Raw genomic sequence first — 21056 nt, 5'->3', positions numbered from 1 at the left:
CGGTTCACGCTTTCCAAAACCGTTCGGCCCGGACCCGGCGGGCGCATTCCGGGCACAGATTGCGAAAGACCCGCTTGCCCGTGGCCGCATCCGCCCTTTTCTGAACATAGTCCAGGTAGCGCTTGGGGACAAAGGGCTTGCCGCAGGCCTTGCAGGCCGGGACGTCCAGGGCGTTCAGTTCCGTACCGCACAGGCTCACCCGGCGGCGGCGGTCGTTTTCTTCGAACTGAATGGCTCCCGTGGGGCAGGCCAGGGCGCAGGCCCCGCACGTGATGCACTTTTCCGATGGTCTTTCGTAGTCGGTGAGCACCCTTTCCGTGGTGCTGATCTGGGAAAATCCCAAGGCGTGCACCTGCATGTCGTCCCGGCAGACCCGTTCGCACGTTCCGCACCGGATGCACACGTCGCAGCGCAGGCACCTCTTGGCTTCCGCCCGGGCTTCTTCATCGCTGTAGCCCAGTTCCACCGGATCGAAGGTGTGCTTCCGAACCTCGGGATCCACCAGGTGGAGCGGCACCCGCCGTGCGTCCCTCTTCTCTTTCGCAGACTGGACTACAAAGGGAACCTGGTCGCGCCGATGAGCCCGAAAGACCGGTGCCGGCCCTTGGCGCCCCTGCAGGTAGTGGTCGATGTCGAGAGCCGCCTGCTTGCCGGCCGCGATGGCCTCCACCACGGTGGCCGGCCCCGTCACGGCATCTCCACCGGCAAAGATGTCCTCCACGCTGGTGCGGGTGGAATAGGGCTCGGTGACGATGAGATTTCGGGGCGTCACCTGGAAAGGCAGGTCGTCTCCAAACGAAGACAGTTTCGGTTGCTGCCCGATGGCCCGGATTACGGCCCCGGCTTCGATGCGGAAGTTGCTTCCCGCCACCGGGATGGGCCGCCGGCGGCCGCTGGCGTCCGGCTTTCCAAGGCGCGCCTGCAGGCACTCCAGGTGCGTCACCCGGCCGTTTTCTCCCACCACCTTCACCGGCACGGCCAGGAAGTGGAACTGAACGCCTTCTTCCATGGCCTGGCGGACTTCTTCGGAATGGGCGGGCATCTGCTCCAGGGTGCGCCGGTAGGCCACGTGCACTTCCTTGCAGCCCAGTCGGATGCAGGTACGGGCGGCGTCCATGGCCGCGTTGCCGCCTCCCACCACCACCACCTTGTCGGCGGGCTTGGCGCGCTGCCCCAGGTTCACTTCGCGCAGGAAGCGGATTACGCACATGACCTGAGGGTATTCGGCCTCGCCTTCGATCTTCAGCTGATAGCTCTGGTGGGCGCCGATGCCCAGGAAGAAGGCCTTGTAGCCTTGAGCCCGCAGTTCATCCAGAGTGACGTCTTCCCCCACCGTGACGCCGGTGCGGATTTCCACTCCCAGTCGTTCCAGCAGCTGGATTTCCTTGCGCACCACGGACCGGGGCAGGCGATATTCGGGAATGCCCGTGACCAACAATCCTCCCGGGATGGGGTTGGCTTCGAAGATGGTGACCGGATAGCCCATGGAAGCCAGGTAATGGGCGGCGGCCAGCCCCGCCGGACCCGATCCCACCACCGCCACCTTCTGGGGTTCCTTTTCCGCGGGCGGGGTCACGTCATAGAGGTTTCGCTCCTCGGCCCACTGGGCGGCATAGGCCTTGAGGTAGCGGATGTTGATGGGCTGGTCCAAGTGTCCCCGCACGCAGGCCCGTTCGCACGGGTGCGGACAGATGAGGCCGCAGACCCAGGGGAAGGGGTTGTCGTGTCGGATGACCTCCAGGGCCTTGGCGGGCTCCCCGTGGGCCACGTGAGCCAGGTAGCTGGGGATGTCGATGCTGGTGGGACAGGCCATCTGGCAGGGAGCCGGGATGAGCCGGGCGCACACACGGGCGGGGCAGTGCTTGTTTTCCGTGTGCATGCGGTATTCTTCGTGGAAGAACTGAAGGGACGTGAGGATGGGGTTCACGCTGTTTCGAAGGAGTGCCCCCGACGCTTCTTCCCGAACCCGCGTGCAGCGCCGTTCCAGTTCGGGGAGGGAATCGGAAGTCGCCCGCCCCTCCGTGACCGCCTCCAGGATTTCCAGTATTTCAGGTGCCTCGGCGTCGAAGACGGCGCAACGGCCCATGCGAGCCGCCATCAACCTGCGGAACGATTCCCTCACCTGAGCCACCACGCATTCCCGGTCGTCCAGCAGCCGGACCTGGCCCACCGAGAGACAGGCCCCAAGACCTTTGAGGGTTTCGTGATCCAGGGACAGTTCCGAAAGTCGCAGGGGAAAGACGCCGCCCACGGCGCCTCCCACCCACAGGGCCTTGGGGCGATGGCCTGGGAGCGGCCCGCCTCCGATCTGGTCCACCACCTGGGCAAGAGGGGCTCCCGCCGCCACCTCCACGAACCCGGGCCGCACCACCGGGCCGCTCAGCCGGAAGATCCGGGTGTGGTAGTCCGAAGGATCCGTAATGGTCGTCTGGCCGTAGAGCACTCGCTGGGCCGGAAGAGGCAGCAGGGCCACCGCCTCCACGCCGTGGGCCACCAGGGAGACATCGGCCGGCAGTTGAGCGCCCAGGGCCCTCCGGAAGCTCGCCTCGTCCTCGTTCAAGAACACGTGTTCGGAAACGGCGATCTCCATGGAGGGCTTGTGTCCCGAGATGTCCAAAAGATCGCTTTCCAGCAGAACGCGGAGGGCCTCCTCCAGGCGTTCCCGGGCGGTGCGGGCATACCTCGGAACCAGAAAGAGAATCCGGTCGGCTTCCAGAACCCCCGAGGCCAGCAAGGCCCCTTCCAGGACCTGGTGCGGCGCGCCTTCCAGCAGGAGGAGCTCCGGCCCCGCCTCCCAGGCAGGAAGGCAGGCGTTCACCACCACCGCCCGTTTCCCGGGCCGCTCCAGCGCTTCCCTCCACAACTCCACCACGAGACGACCGTCCAGTGTGGATCCATCCTTCAGGTCGCCCGGTTCCACCAAGGCCCGAAACCCCTGGAAACCTTCCCGGGCGAAGTGGAGATAACCGTCGTAGCCGTCCTGATCCCGGTAGGCCTGAAGATCCGTGGGATCCATGGTCCCGGCCCACTGGCTCACCACCAGCTTCTGGGGCTGGTAGAAGGCTTCCAGGTCCCGGCCGGCCAGCCATTCCGTGACGGGGCGTCCCCCCAGGAGGTGCTGTTCCACGATCCGACCGGTCATGTCCGGCGTCACCATCTGGTAGATGGAGACTTCCTGGCCCACCTGGACCCGAACCATCACGTCCTTTCCTTCGATTCCGTGCCAGCCGGTGAAGGTCACGTGGATGGGGGTCAGGTCCCGGGCCGATCGTTTTTCCAATTCCTTCACGAAGGCTTCCCGAACGGCCTCCGCCTCATCCAGCGGAGCGCCGGGAAAGGTGGCGATTTGAACGGTGAAAAGGGGTGTCAAAGCGTTTTGATCCGCCATGGATAGATACTCCCGTTGTCTGTAAGTTCGTCGTAAAACCACAAAGGGAGCCCACCCGGGGTGGGCTCCTTTTGTGGTTTCGCGACAAGGCCGGAAGGGGCTCGTTCGAGGGACAAAACGCCATGGGCCGGGACCGGACCGTGTAGGGGCCAAAGATTTTTCGCCCCTGCAGGGCCCGGTCTCTTGAGATTCCCAATGAGCCTTCCGCCGCTCGTGCAGGGGCGGTTCGCGAACCGCCCCTACATCTGCCCGACGGACAGGTAACCCCTCCAACGGGTGGCCTTCTCCGAGCCTGTCCGAGAACTCCCCCAACCGTCACTCCCGCGCAAGCGGGAGTCTATAAGTTGCCGGAATCCCTGGATCCCCGCATTCACGGGGATGACGAATGGGCATTGACCGGCGGAAATCGGTCGTTTTCAGACAAGCTCCTGGAGACAGCCTCCCAGGACCGTGCCCGAGAACGGCTCTCCGGTTCCAGAAGCCGGGATGCTTCCGCTCTTTTCGTAGCCGCGGGGCTTCAGCCCCGCGGGAAAGGGCCGTCGTGCCCCATGTTGGGACAGGCCACCGATGGCCCATCCGAGGTCGAGGGTCTTTTCCGCAGCCCCGAAGGGCTGCGCTACGAGCAAGCGGTCATCCCGAGCGGTCTCAGACAAGCCCCTAGGAGCCTGTCCGAGAACTCCCCCAACCGTCACTCCCGCGCAAGAGGGAGTCCATAGGTTCTCGGAAATCCTGGATCCCCGCTCCCCGTTCAAGCCGGGGGCAAGCTTCGCGGGGATGACGGATGGAAACAACACGAGGCAAAGAACCCATTGTCAGACAGCCTCCTAGCGGCCGCTCACCAGCGTTTCCAGCTCGAAGGCCACGTTCTTGGCGAACCGCTCCCGCCGCTTCTGGTCCATCTCCTCCACGGTGCCGAACTTGAGGCAGTGGGTGAGGCACTTGGTGACGCAGGCGGGCTTCAGGCCGCGATCCACCCGGTCCATGCAGTAGTCGCACTTGACCACCTTGCCCGTTTCCGGGTTCCACTGGGGCGCGCCCCAGGGACAGGCCGTGATGCAGCTCTTGCATCCCACGCACAGGTCCGCGTCCACGTAAACGATGCCGTCCTTGGGCCGCTTGCGCATGGCGCCCGTGGGGCACACGGACACGCACCAGGGCTCTTCACAGTGGAAGCACGGCATGAAGACGAAGGCCATGCGGGGAACATCCCCCACCATCTTGGGGCCCACGGGCATGATCTGGCCGAGACGCGGTCCCACGGGAAGGCCCTTGTTGGCCTTGCAGTGGACTTCGCAGCTGAGACATCCAATGCACCTCTTCTGATCCTGCAGCATATAGTACCGACTCATGGAGTCCTCCCGAATCTTTTCCCATCTCATCTCCGCAGCGGCGCTGCGGGTTCTTTTTCCTGCCTGGAACCGCCCGGAGCGGATTCCTTAGTCCTTGACCGGCCGCACCTTCACCAGGGTGTGATCCAAGGCGGGGCTGCCGCCCACGGTGTCGGAGATGTTTTCCTGGAGCAGGGCGTCGCTGGCGCCCTTGCCGCAGGCCCGGGTCTGGGCCGGAACGGTCTTTCCGAAGCCGTGCAGCATGAAGACCGCCTCTGGGTGGATGGTGTCGGTCACTTTGGCCTTGAGACGGCTCACCGCCACGGGGGACTCCACCTCCACCATCTGACCGTCCTTGATGCCCAGCTTGGCGGCCGCGTCCTTGTGGATCCACAGCACGTTTTCCGGCACCAGCTCGTTCAGGTACAGGTTGTTCTGTGTGGAGACGTGGGTGTGCACCGCGCACCGGCCCACCGTCAGCCGGAAGGTGCCCTCCTCCGGCTTGGGCACCGGTTCGTAGGGCACGAAGGACGGGATGCCCGCCTCTTCCATGAGAGAGCTCACCAGCTCGATCTTCCCGGAAGGCGTCTTGAACTGGATGCCTTCCATCCGATCCCACAGGATCTGCTTGTCGGTGAGGGCCACAAAGCCCTTGGCGTCGAAGTCCTGGATGGACACGCCCATGTCCTTGAGCTGGAAGTTCCAGATGTCCTCGATGGACTCGTAGGGGAAGAACTGGCCGATGCCCAGCCGATTGGCCAGCTCCTTCCAGATCATCCACGCGGGCTTGGTGTCATAGCGGGGGCTCACCGCCTGCTTGCGGATGAAGAGCTGAGGTTTCAGGCCCGAGGCCATCTGGATGGAATCGGCCCGCTCCAGGTAGGTGGATTCGGGAAGGATCACATCCGAATACCAGGCGATCTCGCTGAAGTTCACATCCACCGTGACGATGAGATCCAGCTTGTCCAGGGCCTTTCGCAGCCGGCCCGCGTCGGGAATGGACTGCAGGGGCTCGAACCGGTTGGCGATGAGCGCCTTGATGGGATAGGGGTCCTCGTTCAGGATGGCGTGGGCCAGCATCTGCGGGTTGCCGTGGGTGCTGTCCGCGATGGGGAACTTGTCGGCGCCGGAACCATCGAAGCGGGGGGCCGTTACCTTGGGCAGCCCTTCCTGCTGCACGTACTTGCCGATGTCGCCCCGGCCGGCCGCCTTGGCGCCTTTTTTGAAAAAGATGCCGCCCTTGGCTTCGATGCTCCCCATGAGCGCGTTCAGGATGATGAGCGAACGGCGGAAATGGATCTCGTTGGGGTGGTGTGCGCCGCGGTAACCGTAATGGAAGATGACCGACGGCTTGCTTTCGGCCACTTCCCGGGCCAGGGCCACGATCTCGGAGGCCGGGATGCCCGTCTCCTTTTCGGCCCATTCGGGGGTGTAGGGTTCCACGAAGGCCCGCAGTTCATTGAGGCCGCTCACCCACTTTCTCACGTAGGCCGCATCGTAGAGGTTCTCCTTGAGGATCGTGTGGATGAGGGCGTAGTTCAGGGCCAGGTCCGTCCCCGGGCGGATCTGCCAGTACCTGTGGGCCTTGGTGGCGGTGATGGTCACCCGCGGGTCGATGTAGGTCACCTTGGCGCCCTTTTCCATGGCGTCCAGGAGCGCGTTGATGGGCTTGATCTCCAGGGACTCGAAGATGTTGCGGCCGTAGAGAACGATGTGCTTGGTGTTGGCGTAGTCGATGCCCACCTGGGCGTCCGTGTAGCCGGTGAGGGACCGGAAGGCGGTGTTCACCGAACCCTTGCAGAGCGCATCGTGGGTGAAGTGGTTGGGAGACCCGATGGCCCGCATGAAGGTCTTGGAGATGTGGGTGTTCAGGTTGGTGCGTTCGCCGAAGACCACGCTCTGGCCGCCGTGGGCGTCGATGATGGCCTTGAGCTTTTCCGCCACGTAGTCCAGGGCCTCGTCCCAGGTGGCCCGGCGCCACTGGCCAGCTCCCCGCTCGCCCGTACGGATCATGGGATACTGGGGCCGTTCGTGGTCGTTGAGCAGAGCGACACCGGCGGACCCCTTGGCGCACAGAGCCCCTTCGATCCCAGGGACCTGCGGGTTGCCCTGGATCCATTTCACCTCATCGTCTTCCACTTCCACCACGATGGGGCACCGGACGGTGCACATAAAGCAGATGCTGTGTACCAACTTCCCCATAATGCTTCCTTTCCTCTCGGTTGGTTGATGCGGTTAAAGAACCAAACCCAATGCCTTGTTGACGCGATATTCCAACTCCTCGATCTCCACCGGCTTGACCAGGTAATCCTCAATGCCCAGGCGCGTGGCTTCCCGGGCCGTTTCCGCGGACGGAAACCCCGTGATCATGATCACCTTGGCCGCCGGCCACCGGGATCGGAGGAGGCGGAGCACCGAAAGGCCGTCGTCCTCCCGGAGCTTGATATCCAGCAAAGCCAGGTCCGGCTCGTGGTCTTCCAGCCAGGCCCGGGCGTCGGCGGAACTGGAAAAGACCTGCACCCGGTGCCCCAGAGCGGTGAGCACCCGCTGCATGAGCCGGCAGGCATCCTTTTCATCGTCCAAGACCAGAATCAGCGCCATGACCCTCAGCTCATTTCCTTCCAATCCTTCTCCCGTTCGGACGGTTCGACGTAAAACAGCCCTTTGGGCGGACAGTCCCCGGCGCCACGGAGAGCAATCTTTGTGCCACTAAAAGGAAACCCAAAGCCTGCGCTCCCCCGCCGCCTTGGAGTCCGCCTTGGTCGGCCTCTTCTTCCGCTGGGAATGCAGGGAGCGAAAACCCCCGATCCTTGATGGGACGCCCTCTGGCGGCGAGCCCGTCCTCTGGATCCAGGTGCCATATTTTTTATGCGCTGAATTTTTTTTCTTTCGCCCCCACAACCCCGAAGGGACCTCCGCCCCGGCCGGGCCGGCAGTACGTCCAATGTGTCGAAAGGCGCGGCATTCGCCGTAAGGAGCGGGCGGGGGACGCTTTTTACAGGTGCCACATTCTTTTTGCACTTCCCCGTCATGCTCCCGGGGAGGCTCTTCGGTCCCCGGGCCCGGGTCGGCCTTCCCCTTGTCCGCAGGGTCCACCCTGTAAGGCGAAATCCAGGAAGGCGAAAGTTTTTTCCGGGTTTTCGGCGGCTGGCATTCCGTTTGCTTACCCTTCCGGGGGCTGACAAGTCCCGGACGGAACCGTGTGTTTTTTTGGGCCCCCGTGGGGCGCCCCCTAATTCAACCCAAAAAAGGAGGTGATAAAGGAGGGGACCACAAAGGACAGGTTGTTGAAGGTTTGTGAACCATCGGATTTTTCTTTTTTTCCAATCGGCGAGTGTCGCGGCCGCGCGGATTCCTGCGGCCCCGGCACGGAACGGAGACATCCTGACGGAGGAACTCATGAAGAAAGCGGTTTGGTTTTTTGCGTTTTTGATGATCTTCAGCGTTGTGTCCACCACCCTGGTTGCGGTCCATGACGCCTCGGCCGTGACCCTGGAAGAGGCGCTGGCGCAGGCTCCGCAGGGAACGGAAAAGGGCCAGATCGATCCCAACGCTCCCAAGGGCTACCTGGGCATCCCCGGCGCCCCCCAGATCAACCTGATCTACGGCCTTCTGTGGGCCATCTGGGTGGGCTGGATCTTCTCCACCGTGGGCGCCTTCGGAGGCATCATGGCCGGTGTGGGCCACCTGACCGTCTTCGGCCTGGGCGACTACGCCAAGACCTTCAAGAAGACGGCCCCGGCCCTCAACAAGGTGATCACGGACAGCATCCGCGTGTCCAACCAGTGGCTGGTGGGCCTGAGCGCCGCCATCTCCAGCTTGAACTACTACCGCATGGGCCGTCTGGTGGCCCCGCTGGGCATCGCCCTGGCCGTGGGCTCCATCCTGGGCTCCACCCTGGTGCCGATCCTCACCGCCGGCAAGATCAAGCTGAGCCAGTACCAGGGCTACTTCGGTCTGGCCGTCTTCATCATCGGCGGCTTCCTCTTCTACGAAACCACCCCCGCCGGCCAGAACCGCAAGAAGGAAGCCAAGGCGGCCGCCCAGGCCTTTGAAAAGAGCATCAAGGAAAAGAAGTCGGCCGACGAAATCGCCGCCCAGGGCGTGAAGATGCTTGAGTTCGGCCTCACCCAGGCCCGGTTCACCTTCTTCGGCGTGGAATTCAAGTTCAATCCGGCCGTGGCGGCCTTCGGCGGCTTCTTCATCGCCTCCATGGCCTCCTTCCTGGGCATCGGCGGCGGCTTCCTGGTCGTTCCCTTCCTGACCAGCGTGGTGGGCCTGCCCATGTACCTGGTGGCCGGAACCTCCGCGCTCACGGTCTTCGTGGGTATGGTGGTGAGCATCTTCTCCTACATGGTGCTCAAGGGCGCCGTGGTGCAGTGGAGCCTCATCGGCATGGAGCTCATCGGCATCTTCATCGGCTCCATGATCGGCCCGCGCACCTCCAAGTACATCCCGGACGTTTGGCTGAAGCGCCTGTTCGTGGTCCTGGCCATCTACGTGGGCCTGCGCTACGTGTCCAAGGGTTTCTTCGGCACCAGCTGGGTGCCCCCCTACTAAACCGGGCACTTTGATCCTGGAACGAAACAAAACGGGGCGGCCTCTCAGGGCCGCCCCTCCATCCCACAAGGAAACGGAATCAGCGAACATGAAATACCTGGCGGATCTTCCGGCCTTCATGGATCCCTACATCATCCACCTCTACCGGTTCACGGGCATCGCCTTTGTGGACTACTTCCTCGGCACCTTCCTCCTGGCCCTGATCACGGTGGTGGTGGGAGAACTCACCCTGTCGCTGGCTCTTCGGTTCAACCTGAACCACATCCGGAGCTTGGAAGACGAACTCATGAAGAACCGGGACCTGAGCGTGGAGGCGGCAGTCAAGGGGGACGCCCAAAGCTACCGCGCTTGCAACGACCAGGCAAACGACGCCTTCGGGCGCTACTTCTTCACCATGATCGCCTATTCGGCCGCGGCCTTGTGGCCCATCCCCTTTGCGCTCACCTGGATGCAGTACCGCTTCCACCTGGTGGAGTTCAAGCTGGCCTACCCCATCTCGGTGGTGTGGCCCTCCACGGGGTATGTCACCACCTTCGTGCTCCTCTACGTCCTGGCCCGCATCCTCTTCAAGAACCTGCGGCCCTACCTGCCCTACTTCCGGGAAGTGCAGAAAATGCTGGACCGGGAGGCGGCCGTCTACGGCAGGAAGCCCAAAGGCAGGCCCCGGGAAGCCGCCGCGTGAGATGAGTGACGGGTGATGAGTGACGGGTGATGAGTGACGGGTGATGAGTGATGGGTGGCGAGGCGGGGCCCTCCGACCGTAGCTTCGGACCCCGTCCCCCCTTTAATCCTTCAATCCTTAATCCTCTAATCCTTCCTTATCCAGCGAAAGATCCGGGCGGCCAGCCTTTCCTTCCGGGTGTTCCAGAGCCGCAGGCAGGACCGGCGCCGTTCCTTCATCTCCTGGAGCATGTAGTCCAGAAGCAGCCGGTGTTCCGTGGAAAGGAGGCCCCGGTCCAGATCCTTCTGCATTCGGGCCAGCATGGCCAGGATGGCGTAGGTGTAGAGGCTGAGCGTCGTGAGTCGCCGGAGCACGTATTCCTTGGCCATGACGTTCTTTCGGTAGAGCATGGGAACGGCCAGCAGGGCGAACTTGAGGAACCGGGCGTTCCGCTTGGCCTGCCGGGCGGCGCACTTGAACTGTTTGTCCTGGAACGGGAAATCCCACCGGAGGCCGCCGGTGAGGTTTTTCCAGAAGACCTGCAGGGACTTGAGGGGGCTTCCGGCCCGGCCCATCTCCTTGGTCATGCGCCGGATGGCGAAAAGGGGCGGGTAGATGGAATGGATTTCCGTGGTGCCCTCGAAGATGGTGGTGACCCGAAAGTCCCTCATGCGCTTCTCATAGGGGTTGGTCTTGATGTAGCCCGATCCGCCGGCGGTCTGGAGCGCGTCGTAGAGCACCTCCCAGGCCCGGGTGGTGCCGAAGAGCTTCACGTGGCTCGTTTCCATGGCCACGTTCCGGAACGGATCTTCTTCCAGGAAGGCGGCGGTGAGGGTCGTCATGGCGTCGCAGGCGAAGGCGTGGGCCCGGGCGCGGACGATCTTTTCCTGGATGAGCTCGAAGTTTTCGATGGGCACCCCGAACTGGATGCGGTTTCGGGCCCGCTTGGTCATGTCGGCCACGGATTGTTCCATGAGGCCCGTGGAGGCGGCTCCCAGGCCCAGGCGGCCGAAGTTGAGGATGGTCATGGCGATCTTGAACCCGTCACCGGGCTTTCCCAAGAGGTTTTCCCGGGGCACCTTCACGTCCTTGAAGTGGATGGCGGCGGTGGAGCTGGCCGTGAGGCCCATCTTGGGCATGTCCTTTCCGATCTGGACGCCTTCCCAGTCCGTTTCCACGACGAAGGCGCCCATGTGCCCGGGCTTTTCCGGGTCCAGCTGGGCGAAGACGGTGAGGCCTCCGGCGTAGTTGGCGTTGGTGATGTAGGTTTTCCGGCCGTTCAGGATGTAGTGGCTTTCGTCTTCGGAAAGGACGGCGGTGGTCTGGATATGCTTGGCGTCGGATCCGATGTGGGGTTCGGTAAGGGCGTAAGAAAAGATCATATCCCCGGAGGCGGCCAGCGGCAGGTACTTGGCCTTCTGCTCCTCGGTGCCGAAGAGCTGGATCCCCTTCACGCCGATGGAAAGATGGGCGATGGAAACCAGGGCCACGGAAAGATCGCGTCGGGCCAGCTCCCGGATCACCTCCAGGTATTCCCACAGGTTGAACCCCAGGCCGCCGTACTCCCTGGCGATGGAAAAGCCAAAGAGGCCCACCTCGCCCATCTTCCGCATCATCTCGTCGGGCACGCGCCCCAGGGCTTCGATCTCTTGCGGGGAAAACTTCTGCAGGAGGGCCTCGTAGGCGGCCACCAGTTCGCCCACCTTGGTCCGATCCACATGCACCGGGAATTTTTCAAAGATCCCCGCGTCCAGAAATCCGCGGTAGGCCGTTTCCAGGAATCCAGCTCGCTGCATAGGCGTCACCTCTTGTCATCTGGGGTTGGTGTTGGCCCCCGGGAAAGGGCCTCCAGGGGCACGAAGCGCAGTCGACCGTCGGGATCGTTGACCCAGCGCACCCGACCGTCCCGAAAGAGCACGTCCGCAAACTCATAGAACCACACGTTCCCGCGGATGCTGGTGGGAGTGCCCTGGACCGCCAGCACGTCGTCGGGCGTGGAGCCGATGGTGAAAAACCCGGCGGGGGCCGGCCCGGCCGCCACGGCGTCGGGGCTGGGCAGCAGGCGGATCTTCAGGTTGCCGAAGTAGTTGTCGTAGGAGACCACCCGGCCGTCCCGAAAACGCACCTCGCTGAACCCGTAGGTCCAGCGGTCGCCGCGGACGCTGGTGGGAGTCCCCTGAACGCGCAGCACCTCCTCTTGGGTGGAACCCAGGGTGAAGAAGGCCGGGGCCTCTCCCGACGGAGGTTCCTTCTGGAGAGACACCCGAAGGCGGCCGTCGAAATTGTCGTAGCCCACCACGCGCCCGTCCCGGAAGCGCACTTCGGAAAGGCCGTAGGTCCACCGGCTTCCGATCTTCTTGTCGGGAGGCCCCTGCACGGCCAGGACCTCCGCCTGGGAGCTTCCCAGGGTAAAGGAGGATTTTCGCGCCGCATCGCCCGGAAGCGGCGGAACCGGACGGGCCGCCTCGCGGTTCAGAAGGTCTCGCTGCACCTTGAGGGCGTCGTCCAGTCTTTCGGCCAGGTTCGGAGTTCCCACGGAAACGGGCTCCCGGGCGGGGGGAACCGGGAGAGGTGCCGGTACGGTTCGGGAACCCCAATACCCTTCGAAAAGACCCGTGGGAAGACCCCATAGGGCGGCGGCCGTGATGCAGGCGGCCGCCGCGAAGACCGCCGCCGCCCGGCCGGCGGTTTTCTTGTCGGAAAACCCGAAAAACCGTTTTCGGCCGGCGGAGTCCTTCGGTGCTTCCCGGGGCCGGGTCGCTCCCGGACTCTTTCGCCCGTTCCGGGGTTGTTCCGCGGCACCCGACCCAGAGCCTCCGGAAAACGGCGACGGGCCCCCTTCCCCCTTCGGTTCCGCCTCCGGCTCCGGCGCCAAGGGGTGCTCCAGGATGCGCCGGTAAGCCTCCTGAAGTCTCTTGAACTTTTCTTCGGCCTGGGCCCGTTCCAGGGGGGATCTTTGGGCGAACCGGTCGGGATGCCATTTCTTGGCCAGATCCCGGTAGGCGCGCTTGACCGCTTTGTCGGGCGCGCCGGGCTTCAGGCCCAGGAGCCGGTAGTCTTGGGCGGTGGCGGTCTGAGGAACCGACATGGGAGCCATGGAGCGTCCTCGAACAGGGATGGATCGGAAAATCCGTGCCCGAAAGCATAGCCTTTGGTACTTTTTGGTTCAAGACTTTGCCCCGGCTTCCCGATAAGAAAGATGAAGTGGTCTCAGAAAACGTTTCTTGATTCTCAGGAGAATCCTCAATGGCGAATCAGGCCCCTGACCGAAAGAAACCGTTACAGGATATTTTAAAAGTGGCGGAGGACCTGCCGCCCTTTCCCGACGTGGTCCAGAAGGTCATGCCCCTTGTGCAGCGCATGGCGCCCGTGGAAGAGATCGAGGCCGTCATTCGGTACGACCAGGTGATCGCCGCTCGGGTGCTGGCCTTGGCTCGTTCTCCCCACTATGCGCGGACGAACCCGGTGCGGTCCCTGAAAGACGCCATCGTTTCCCTGGGACAAAAGGCCCTGGTGGAGGTGATCCTGGCAGCCTGCACGGCCCGGTTCCAGGACGGTGCCGTTCAAGGCTACGATCTTCGGGAAGGGGAACTTTGGGAACATTCCGTCGGCACGGCCCTCATGGCCGACAGGATCGCCGAGCGGCTGGGCATGAAGGAGCGGCTCACGGTCTACACGGCGGGACTCCTGCACGACATCGGCAAGACGGTCCTGAACCGGTATGTGGAAGACTACCTGGACAAGATCATCCACACCGTGAGGACAAAAGGGAGCTCCTTCTTGGATGCGGAGCGCAGCATCCTGGGCATCGACCACCAGGAACTGGGAGCCACCATCGCCAGAAGTTGGAACTTCCCCGGGCCCGTGCTGGTCGGCATCGGTTACCACCACAGTCCCCAGGACGCCCCCGAAAGCCACCCGGTGGCGGCGATTCTCTACGCGGCCAACCGCATGGTGGCGGCCATGGGCATCGGCGCCGGCGTGGACGGCTTCCTCAACCCCAACCAGGACCAGGTCTTCGAAGATCTTCAGATCGACGCTCGAACCATCGAAAAGCTCATGGCCGACGTCTTCCTGGCCCTGGACGAAACGAAGAAATTCCTGGCCGGTTGAGCCAAACCGCGACCGGCGGAAGCGAGACAGCGAAGATCTTCAGGGAGAACGAGCTTCACAGAAACTTCAGGAGTTCATCTCGGCTAAGCTCACAATCTCTTAGGATTTTTCCCAAGAGACCGGGGCCGATGGTTTCACCCGAATGAATCGGAACCACCGTAGTTCTGCCATCCGGGTGTCTCAAGTAATGATGACTGCCCTTAACCCGCACCAACTCGAAACCGGCCTTGTGGAGCGCCGTCATGAGCTCTCGGCCCGTCACGGAAGGGATCCGCGTCATGGGGCAACACCCACTTGATGTACCCCAACAAAATCCAGCGTCTCCATTTCCTCGCCTTCCACCTCCAGACAGAGTTGGATGGCTTCCTTGATTCGGCTCATGAGCTCATCCAGGGATCGGGCCTGGGTATGGCACCCGCGGAGCGCCGGCACCGTGGCCACGTAGTAACCTTCCTGGTCTTTTTCGATGAGCACGACAAATTGTTTCGGCATGGTGCCCCCCTCATGTTTCGTGCGTTGCAAGAGCGCTTTGCAATTCAAACTATAATGAACACCCTGAATCGGGTAAAGCTCTTCAACCTGCCGAAGGTTTCGATGTGGCCCACGGCGGTTGTTTTTGCTATGGTGTGCCCGAAGGGTGGGCTTTCGGGCCGGGGCGGCGTCTCAGCGCTCCGGCCCGAAACTCCCCAAAAGCCTCTGCGAACTCTGCGCCTCTGCGGTGAATTTTCCTTCCCGCCGCACCGGCCGCTCACAGCCGCCTCAACGGGGGACACCATGCTCATACTGACCCGCAAGGTGGGGGAAGCCATTCGGATCGGGGACGACATCCAGGTGGTCATCACCGCCGTGGACCAGAACAAGGTGAAGGTGGGCATCAAGAGCCCCCGGCACGTGCCCATCTTCCGTGAGGAACTCTACCAAAAGATCCAGGAAGAAAACCGGCAGGCAGCCGCCATCGGGGCCGACGACCTGGACGACCTCCTTCAAGCCTTACCGACCCAGACCGAGAAAACCTGAACCTCAAGGGACCCGGCGCGCAGTCACCCAGACCATCGGCCGCCCCGCATGCAAGGAACATTGTAACTCATGAAGATCGAGACCTCCCGATTCGGCACCCTGGACCTGGACGAGAGCACCTTCATCCACTTTCCGTGGGGCATTCCCGGCTTTGAAGACCTGAAGCGCTACGTGCTTTTGGAACACCGCCAAGGGCCGTTCAAGTGGCTCCAGGCCGTGGATCACCCGGATGTGGCGTTCGTGGTCTGCCCGCCGGATGTCTTCGGCATCCAATACAAGGTTCCTGAAAAGCGGGCCTCCCTCCTCGACCTCCACGACCCCAAAGACCTGGCCATACTTCTCCTGGTGTCCGTCAACAGGGCCACCCGGGCCGCGCGCCCGCATGTCAGGGCTCCTCTGCTGCTGAATGCCGCCAACCGCCAAGCCTATCAATGGGTTCTTGAGGAGACGGAGCGGAAGACCGCTATCGAAGTCCTTGAGCCTCAAAGAAAAGAAAAATAGCAGCCCCCCGTCCCCATCGAGAGAGGGGGGCAGGGGGCTTGATTGTGGTCCCGCCAGGCGTGGGTCGGCTTATCCCAGTGCGGCGATTTTCTGGTATTGCTTGGAAGCAGACTTCGTTTTCCGCATCCCGGCCAACAGGCCCTTGACCCGGCCGGAGGCCCGGGCGAGTTCTTCCTGACAGGCTGAATAACCATCAAGCAGGTCCGTGAGAAGACGCCGAAGCTCCTGGTTGACGACTTCCCGATGAGGTCCCTCCGGCTCCAGGGAAGATGCCACCAGAGCCACCAGCCTCGAGAAGGACTCCCCGCACCGGAGGGTCGCCCGGTGGATCGCCGCCGCATCGGCGTTCCGGCAGGCGAGATCCCGGAGATCCCGCAGGTCCGAGCGAAGCCCCTCCGCCGCCAGGACCAAAGATTCCAACTGTTCGGCCGAAGTCAAGCGGCCCTCCCTTGCCCTGGCCCCGTCTTGGATTTCAGGCGCTGATGGACCGGGCCCAATTGTCTCGCGTTTCGAGTGGGTCGAAAACAAGTTCGCCCCGGTCGTACTTCCGTTTCACTTCCTGCCATGCCTCCCGTAGATCCTCCAGGATATCGATAAGGCCATTATAGACATCGGGGCTTTTCATGGAGTTGATTCCGATGAGCTCACGGAGCAGGTAGTTGTAAATGCGGGAGAGGTTGACCGCGATCTCTCCGCCACGCTCGAAATCCAGGCCCACCAGCAGTTCCGTGATCACGTCCTGCCCGTGGCGGATGCGTTCGTAGGCGGCGTCCATGCGATGGGAGGCGTGGTACTCCTTGGCCTTCCGCAGGTCCTCGATGGTCGCTTCATAGCACATGAGGACAAGGCTGGCGGTGTCCGCCGTCGCCACATTCGTCTTCCGATAGGCATCCTGAGCCCTGTTCAACACCATCTATCCACCTCCACATCAGTTCTTCATCATCTAAACAGCGCACGCCACCTGAACCCATGCGTCGCGGAGCTCACCGGTCATGGAGATCATGCGGTCCAGGGTTTGCTGGGCATGGGAGTCCCGGATGGCCACCAGTTCCCGAAGCATGTAATTGTAAATCCGGGCAAGATTTACGGCGATCTCTCCGCCCCTTTCGTAGTCCAGCCCGACGAGAAGCTCGGTGACTACGTCCTGGGCGTGGCGGATGCGATCCATCAGAAGATCCTCATCCCCTTGGACGTGGGCCTGCTTGGCCTCTCGGAAATCCCGCAGCATGGCATCGTAACAACGCACGATGAGATCCAGGAAATCCGCATGGGAAACGTCACTTTGTTGGCAGGCCGACAAGGCGTAAGAGGTCATTTTTTCCTCCTCCAGGCAAACTCTTCCCTGCTCGGAGCATCAGGAAAGGCTCGACAGCAGCTGGGAAAGGGTTTCCATCTGAGAATTCATGTTGCTTATGGCCATATCCATGGCTATGAACTGTTCCTGGAGCCGCTCCATTTCGGCGTCAATCCGATCCTCCATGGCCAAGATCCGATCATCCAGCGTATCGATCTGGTCCTCCACGCTCTTGATCTGTTTCGTGACCGTACCGTCCACCGAATCGGTCAGATCGTCGAGAACTGTTTGCAAGCTCTGGGCCAACCCGTTGAACTTCGAAATCGTCCCCGCATAGTCCTTGGACAAGGCCTCGGTGAACTCGTCGGCATCGAATTCCAGCGTTCCGTCGTTGGAGAAGGTGACCCCGTGGTTGAAAAGTTGTTTGCTGAGCACGGTGGTCTGGATCCGGTTCTTGATGGAGCGCAACTGGGAATCGCCGAAGAGAACCCCCCCGGCTTCTTCGTCCAGAGCGTTGTATTCAAACTGGTCGTTGATGTAGTCCACCACGCTGTTGTAAGCATCGACGAACGTTTGAACCTTTTCTCTGACGGCCTCCTCATCCCGGTCGATGCTTAATGAAACCGTGGTGGCCGGGTCCTCGCCGTGCAGCTGAAGGGTGACCCCTTCGATGGCATCCGTGATGGTGTTGGACGATCGGGTCATGGCGATGCCGTCGATGGTGAAGGCCGCATCTTCTCCCGCCTGCAGGGTGGAAAAGTAGTCGCCCGGAGCATCCGCAAACTGGATCCCCGCCGCCCCTTCTTCTTCGCTCGTGAGAATGAGCCGATAGTCGGAATCGGACACCTTGAGGATGCTTGCGACCACGCCGGTGGCATTGGATCCCGTATTGAGGGCGTTGATCTCGTCCTGGAGTTCGTTCAGGCTCTTGCCGTCCAGGGTCACGTCGTGTCCCTCGATGGTAATGGTCCCCGTCCATCCGGCGGAGTCCGAGGCCGACGTCACCGAGGTGGACTGAAGCTTTTCGGCCTTTGCCAGGTTGGTGACCTGGATGTCGAAGCGGCTTTTGGCCGCACCGGATCCGACCGTTACCGTCAGAAGGCTTTCCGCGTCCACACTGCTGGAAGAACTCAACGAGGTGGTGAAAAGGTCGAAGTCGTCCGAGTCCTCCATGTCCTGGACCGCACTGAGCAGGGCGGACAATTTGGTGGACACCGTGTTCCAGGCGGACAGGACTTCTTCCTGGCGGTCCTTCTGATCCTCCAAGGGTTGGATGAACTGCTTCTCTTCCACCTCCCGCAGCTGATCCAAGACGGTCTGCCAGTCAAACCCACTTCCGACCCCACTGAGACTGATTCCCATGTGCGCACCTCCCGTCGAGTCCATCCGGCGGACGCTCAACCGGCATGGTATCCGTTCCGCATAACGTTCCGCCCGCCCTCCTCGCCTTTCTTATGGGCCAGGGCTGCTCGGGGCCTGGCGGGATTCACGAACGGATCCGGTTCACAAAGCTTTCAGCAAGAAAGGGGTGGCCCCCATGGAACCACCCCCCCTCCTCGGACTGGTAGAATATTTGTGAATTGCGATGCTTAACCCAGGAGCTGGAGAATCTGCTGCGGAGCCGCGTTGGCCTGCGCCAGCATGGCCATACCGGACTGCTGCAGGATCTGGTTTTTGGTGAACGTGGTGACTTCCGCGGCCATGTCGGCATCACGAATGGCCGATTCACTGGCCGAGTAGTTCTCGATCATTATGTTCAGGTTGTCCATGGTATGCTGGAGCCGGTTCTGGTAGGCGCCGAGCTTGGACATGTAATTGTTGATGCTGGAAAGGGCACTGTCGATACTGGTCATGGCCGCCTGAGCGCTTGCCAGCGTTCCGATCTTGGCCGCGCTCACACCCAGGGCCGCCGTGGAGACCGAGTTGAGCTCGACCACCAACTGATCATGACCGACGTTTTCCGCGCCGATCTGGAAGGTGAAGGTCGTCTTGGCGCCCGATCCCGTGCTGTAGACCAGCGTCACACCGTTGTACTTGGAAGTCTGGGCAATCCGGTCCAGTTCTCCCTGGAGCTGGACAAATTCCGTATTCAGCAGCTCCCGTTCGCTGTTTGTGATCTGATCACCGGCAGCCTGCGTGGCCAGTTCCTTCATGCGCACCAGAATGCTTTCGATCTCATGGAAGGCGCCGTCGGCCACCTGCAGCATGGAATTGGACTCCGTGGCGTTCTGATAGGCGACCCTCAGAGAAGCAATCTTGGCCTTGAAGGTGTTGGCCACCGCGAAGCCGGCCGCATCATCCGCAGCCCTGTTGATCCGGTAGCCCGTGGAGAGCCTCTCCAGCGATTGGGAAAGGTTCCGGTTGTTGATGGTAAGGTTCCGCTGAACGGTAAGAGCCGTTACGTTGGTGTTGATGCGAAGTGCCATGGTCATTCCTCCTTGAACGTGGTGTTTTTGACTTCCCTGCCAAAAACCTTTCTACCAGTCCTCTTGTGCCTTCACCTTAGCTATCGGCAGGATAGCGGACGGGCATTAACATTTTTTCGGAACCAACACCCCGTGCTTGATAAGCCAGTCCAAATGCAGGAGGGAGGCATCCCGATCCAAGCCGTATTCGTTACGGCCCACGTGGAGCAGATCCGAGATAGTCGACTCACCAAGACTGGAAGTCCGCCGGACCATGGCCTCCAGAAGCCCTTGGTTGAGGAGCAGGGCCATCTCGACGTATCGAATGGGCCGGAAAAGCCCCGAGGAAAACCGGGCGCCGTTGGGCCCCGGAACAACCAGAGACTCGTCTTGCAGGACCGTGGATGGATAATGGGAAAAGATCTTCGGAACCGAGGGGGTGATCAGGGGCCTGACCCTTGTTCCGTCGGACGATTCCGACCGCGCCCTGGAAGCCAGGTCCTCCCACAGATCCAGGTATCCCGCAATCACCCTCGACCATCGGAAGTTCTCTACGCGGCGTCGGGCGTTTTCCGCCAAGGTCCTCCGGATGTCCGGTCTACAGACCAAGGTTTGCAGGGCCTTGACCAGAAAGTCCATATCGAACGCGACCTTTTGCGCGCGGTAGAAGCGAAGCACGGACGGCTCCAGGATACCTGCCAGTCCGTCCCACGGCTCCTGGCTCCCGCTGGCGAAAGTGGGCACGAGAAACCCCGTTTCGCCCGGGATGACCAGGTCCTTGTAGCCGTCGAAATCCGATGCGATCACGGGTAGCCCCGCATCCATGGCCTCCAGGAGGGTCAGCCCGAACGTTTCCTGGTAATTGTCCACCAGGGAACAGAAAAGATCCGATGTGGCATACAGCTCCTCCTTCTCCCCCGCGGACAGATTGGCCCTTACCTTCACCACGCCCGCCAATCCCAGCGTTTCGACCATCTCCGAGATGAGGCGCACGCCGTCCTTGCGGCCCCCGCCGGCCACAACCAAGGTGACCGCCGGTCCCCCCCGGGCCTCCAGATCGTTCAGGAACCTCCCGAAAGCCTCCAAGAAGGGACTGAGGTCCATCTTGGTTCTCGGCGACAAACGCCCCAGGCTCAGGATGACCACGTGGTCTTCGGGAATCCCCAGCCTTCGGCGGGCCTGCACGCGGGCGGGCACGGGCTTGCGCCGCTCCGGGATACCGAGCGGAATATGCACGAGCCGGGGGGGCTCGGGAAGAAGGCCGCCGTACTTCTCCCTGAATCCCTCGCGAATCTCGCCAAAAGATTGACGAAGCATCTCCACGGCACAGCGACTCGTGCAGACGACGGCATCGTAGGGTTTGGGGCCCGCCAGCAACAAGGAAATGAACTTGGTGTAGAGCGTGGCCGTGTCCAGGGAATGGGTCACGCCGGTTATGGGGAACCGCAGCGAAGCGCTCAAGCGGTTCCGCCATTCGATCAGGTGGGGCATGTAGTAGGTGAAGTCGCCGTTATGGACCACATCCGGGCGGCAGGCGCGGACGGCCATGGGCAAGGTGGCTTGCGGCTGCACGCGGATCCGGTCGGCGGCCCAGGGAAAGCGGCCCTTCAAAATCCCGAAAAGACGCTCGGCTCCCGCCCCGTCCGTGGCGAAAAAGCGATAGCTGGAGCATCTTCCATGTTCCAGAACGGCGCGAAGAAACTGCTCGTTGGCCACAGGCATGCCCATTCTTTGTTGCCAAAAGGGATCGTCGAGCATGAAAGAGTCCAGCGTAGCCCAATGCATGGTG

Annotated in this window: 19 protein-coding genes; 5 read left to right on the top strand and 14 right to left on the bottom strand. The window is 62.1% G+C overall.

Annotation, left to right across the window (positions count from 1 at the left end):
• Positions 1 to 4 precede the first annotated feature (4 nt).
• From BUB04_RS11400 to BUB04_RS11380, 4 genes are all read right to left on the bottom strand, one after another.
• Positions 5 to 3388, bottom strand: a complete 3384-nt coding sequence (locus BUB04_RS11400) for an FAD-dependent oxidoreductase (RefSeq protein ID WP_073039578.1) — start codon at positions 3386 to 3388, stop codon at positions 5 to 7.
• Between the two features lie 824 nt (positions 3389 to 4212).
• A complete protein-coding gene (locus BUB04_RS11390; protein ID WP_073039620.1) occupies positions 4213 to 4737 on the bottom strand; it encodes a 4Fe-4S dicluster domain-containing protein in 525 nt (174 codons plus the stop codon).
• An 87-nt stretch (positions 4738 to 4824) separates the two neighbouring features.
• Positions 4825 to 6918, bottom strand: coding sequence for a molybdopterin-dependent oxidoreductase (locus tag BUB04_RS11385; protein ID WP_073039574.1), 2094 nt, complete (start codon positions 6916 to 6918; stop codon positions 4825 to 4827).
• Positions 6919 to 6951: 33 nt separating this feature from the next.
• Positions 6952 to 7317 carry a response regulator gene (locus tag BUB04_RS11380; RefSeq protein WP_073039572.1) on the bottom strand — a complete coding sequence of 122 codons (366 nt, stop codon included), beginning with the start codon at positions 7315 to 7317 and terminating at the stop codon, positions 6952 to 6954.
• A gap of 798 nt (positions 7318 to 8115) precedes the next feature.
• Here BUB04_RS11380 and BUB04_RS11375 point away from each other — a divergent pair.
• Positions 8116 to 9276 carry a sulfite exporter TauE/SafE family protein gene (locus BUB04_RS11375; protein WP_073039618.1) on the top strand — a complete coding sequence of 387 codons (1161 nt, stop codon included), beginning with the start codon at positions 8116 to 8118 and terminating at the stop codon, positions 9274 to 9276.
• An 88-nt stretch (positions 9277 to 9364) separates the two neighbouring features.
• On the top strand, positions 9365 to 9958 hold the full coding sequence (locus BUB04_RS11370; RefSeq protein ID WP_073039570.1) for a hypothetical protein: 594 nt from the start codon (positions 9365 to 9367) through the stop codon (positions 9956 to 9958).
• Positions 9959 to 10083: 125 nt separating this feature from the next.
• Here BUB04_RS11370 and BUB04_RS11365 read toward each other — a convergent pair whose 3' ends face one another.
• Positions 10084 to 11733, bottom strand: a complete 1650-nt coding sequence (locus BUB04_RS11365; RefSeq protein ID WP_073039568.1) for an acyl-CoA dehydrogenase family protein — start codon at positions 11731 to 11733, stop codon at positions 10084 to 10086.
• A gap of 5 nt (positions 11734 to 11738) precedes the next feature.
• The gene (locus BUB04_RS11360; protein ID WP_073039567.1) at positions 11739 to 13034 is read right to left on the bottom strand and encodes a J domain-containing protein; all 1296 of its coding nucleotides are present in this window, start codon (positions 13032 to 13034) and stop codon (positions 11739 to 11741) included.
• 200 nt (positions 13035 to 13234) lie between these two features.
• Between BUB04_RS11360 and BUB04_RS11355 the strand changes: the two genes are divergently transcribed.
• Positions 13235 to 14050 (top strand): HDOD domain-containing protein, encoded by an 816-nt coding sequence (locus BUB04_RS11355; protein WP_073039565.1) that lies wholly within the window; start codon positions 13235 to 13237, stop codon positions 14048 to 14050.
• A 55-nt stretch (positions 14051 to 14105) separates the two neighbouring features.
• Here BUB04_RS11355 and BUB04_RS20290 read toward each other — a convergent pair whose 3' ends face one another.
• Together BUB04_RS20290 and BUB04_RS11345 are read right to left on the bottom strand one after the other, a co-directional pair.
• On the bottom strand, positions 14106 to 14294 hold the full coding sequence (locus BUB04_RS20290) for a type II toxin-antitoxin system HicA family toxin (RefSeq protein WP_218588436.1): 189 nt from the start codon (positions 14292 to 14294) through the stop codon (positions 14106 to 14108).
• Between the two features lie 32 nt (positions 14295 to 14326).
• Entirely contained in the window at positions 14327 to 14542 is a 216-nt protein-coding gene (locus tag BUB04_RS11345) for a type II toxin-antitoxin system HicB family antitoxin (protein ID WP_073039561.1), read from the bottom strand.
• A 282-nt stretch (positions 14543 to 14824) separates the two neighbouring features.
• On the opposite strand from BUB04_RS11345, the gene csrA reads away from it, so the two are divergent.
• Positions 14825 to 15067 carry a carbon storage regulator CsrA gene (gene csrA, locus BUB04_RS11340; protein WP_073039560.1) on the top strand — a complete coding sequence of 81 codons (243 nt, stop codon included), beginning with the start codon at positions 14825 to 14827 and terminating at the stop codon, positions 15065 to 15067.
• Positions 15068 to 15136: 69 nt separating this feature from the next.
• Positions 15137 to 15568 (top strand): flagellar assembly protein FliW, encoded by a 432-nt coding sequence (gene fliW / locus BUB04_RS11335; protein ID WP_073039558.1) that lies wholly within the window; start codon positions 15137 to 15139, stop codon positions 15566 to 15568.
• A 69-nt stretch (positions 15569 to 15637) separates the two neighbouring features.
• Here fliW and BUB04_RS11330 read toward each other — a convergent pair whose 3' ends face one another.
• The 6 genes from BUB04_RS11330 to BUB04_RS11305 all read right to left on the bottom strand — a co-directional run bounded on the left by BUB04_RS11330 (position 15638) and on the right by BUB04_RS11305 (position 21052).
• Positions 15638 to 16006 (bottom strand): hypothetical protein, encoded by a 369-nt coding sequence (locus tag BUB04_RS11330; RefSeq protein ID WP_073039556.1) that lies wholly within the window; start codon positions 16004 to 16006, stop codon positions 15638 to 15640.
• Between the two features lie 34 nt (positions 16007 to 16040).
• A complete protein-coding gene (gene fliS / locus BUB04_RS11325) occupies positions 16041 to 16481 on the bottom strand; it encodes a flagellar export chaperone FliS (protein ID WP_073039554.1) in 441 nt (146 codons plus the stop codon).
• A 30-nt stretch (positions 16482 to 16511) separates the two neighbouring features.
• Positions 16512 to 16883 (bottom strand): flagellar export chaperone FliS, encoded by a 372-nt coding sequence (gene fliS / locus BUB04_RS11320; protein ID WP_073039552.1) that lies wholly within the window; start codon positions 16881 to 16883, stop codon positions 16512 to 16514.
• A gap of 39 nt (positions 16884 to 16922) precedes the next feature.
• The gene (gene fliD, locus BUB04_RS11315) at positions 16923 to 18224 is read right to left on the bottom strand and encodes a flagellar filament capping protein FliD (protein ID WP_073039550.1); all 1302 of its coding nucleotides are present in this window, start codon (positions 18222 to 18224) and stop codon (positions 16923 to 16925) included.
• A gap of 227 nt (positions 18225 to 18451) precedes the next feature.
• Positions 18452 to 19288, bottom strand: coding sequence for a flagellin N-terminal helical domain-containing protein (locus BUB04_RS11310; protein WP_073039615.1), 837 nt, complete (start codon positions 19286 to 19288; stop codon positions 18452 to 18454).
• A 105-nt stretch (positions 19289 to 19393) separates the two neighbouring features.
• Positions 19394 to 21052 (bottom strand): glycosyltransferase family 4 protein, encoded by a 1659-nt coding sequence (locus BUB04_RS11305; protein WP_178371974.1) that lies wholly within the window; start codon positions 21050 to 21052, stop codon positions 19394 to 19396.
• Positions 21053 to 21056: the final 4 nt, after the last annotated feature.

The sequence above is a fragment of the Desulfacinum infernum DSM 9756 genome (assembly GCF_900129305.1).
Taxonomy (GTDB): Bacteria; Desulfobacterota; Syntrophobacteria; order Syntrophobacterales; family DSM-9756; genus Desulfacinum; species Desulfacinum infernum.
Note: the sequence above shows the minus strand (reverse complement) of the source record. Positions and strands in the feature narration are given on the sequence as shown.

What these genes read in the sequence shown, in the direction of transcription:
- BUB04_RS11400 (WP_073039578.1), bottom strand. Translation starts at nt 3,388, where the DNA reads ATGGCGGATCAAAACGCTTTGACACCCCTTTTCACCGTTCAAATCGCC.
- BUB04_RS11365 (WP_073039568.1), bottom strand. Translation starts at nt 11,733, where the DNA reads ATGCAGCGAGCTGGATTCCTGGAAACGGCCTACCGCGGATTTCTGGAC.
- BUB04_RS11310 (WP_073039615.1), bottom strand. Translation starts at nt 19,288, where the DNA reads ATGGCACTTCGCATCAACACCAACGTAACGGCTCTTACCGTTCAGCGG.
- BUB04_RS11305 (WP_178371974.1), bottom strand. Translation starts at nt 21,052, where the DNA reads ATGCATTGGGCTACGCTGGACTCTTTCATGCTCGACGATCCCTTTTGG.
- BUB04_RS11375 (WP_073039618.1), top strand. Translation starts at nt 8,116, where the DNA reads ATGAAGAAAGCGGTTTGGTTTTTTGCGTTTTTGATGATCTTCAGCGTT.
- csrA (WP_073039560.1), top strand. Translation starts at nt 14,825, where the DNA reads ATGCTCATACTGACCCGCAAGGTGGGGGAAGCCATTCGGATCGGGGAC.
- fliS (WP_073039552.1), bottom strand. Translation starts at nt 16,883, where the DNA reads ATGACCTCTTACGCCTTGTCGGCCTGCCAACAAAGTGACGTTTCCCAT.
- BUB04_RS11390 (WP_073039620.1), bottom strand. Translation starts at nt 4,737, where the DNA reads ATGAGTCGGTACTATATGCTGCAGGATCAGAAGAGGTGCATTGGATGT.
- BUB04_RS11360 (WP_073039567.1), bottom strand. Translation starts at nt 13,034, where the DNA reads ATGGCTCCCATGTCGGTTCCTCAGACCGCCACCGCCCAAGACTACCGG.
- BUB04_RS11345 (WP_073039561.1), bottom strand. Translation starts at nt 14,542, where the DNA reads ATGCCGAAACAATTTGTCGTGCTCATCGAAAAAGACCAGGAAGGTTAC.
- BUB04_RS11385 (WP_073039574.1), bottom strand. Translation starts at nt 6,918, where the DNA reads ATGGGGAAGTTGGTACACAGCATCTGCTTTATGTGCACCGTCCGGTGC.
- fliS (WP_073039554.1), bottom strand. Translation starts at nt 16,481, where the DNA reads ATGGTGTTGAACAGGGCTCAGGATGCCTATCGGAAGACGAATGTGGCG.
- fliW (WP_073039558.1), top strand. Translation starts at nt 15,137, where the DNA reads ATGAAGATCGAGACCTCCCGATTCGGCACCCTGGACCTGGACGAGAGC.
- BUB04_RS11380 (WP_073039572.1), bottom strand. Translation starts at nt 7,317, where the DNA reads ATGGCGCTGATTCTGGTCTTGGACGATGAAAAGGATGCCTGCCGGCTC.
- BUB04_RS20290 (WP_218588436.1), bottom strand. Translation starts at nt 14,294, where the DNA reads ATGACGGCGCTCCACAAGGCCGGTTTCGAGTTGGTGCGGGTTAAGGGC.
- BUB04_RS11370 (WP_073039570.1), top strand. Translation starts at nt 9,365, where the DNA reads ATGAAATACCTGGCGGATCTTCCGGCCTTCATGGATCCCTACATCATC.
- fliD (WP_073039550.1), bottom strand. Translation starts at nt 18,224, where the DNA reads ATGGGAATCAGTCTCAGTGGGGTCGGAAGTGGGTTTGACTGGCAGACC.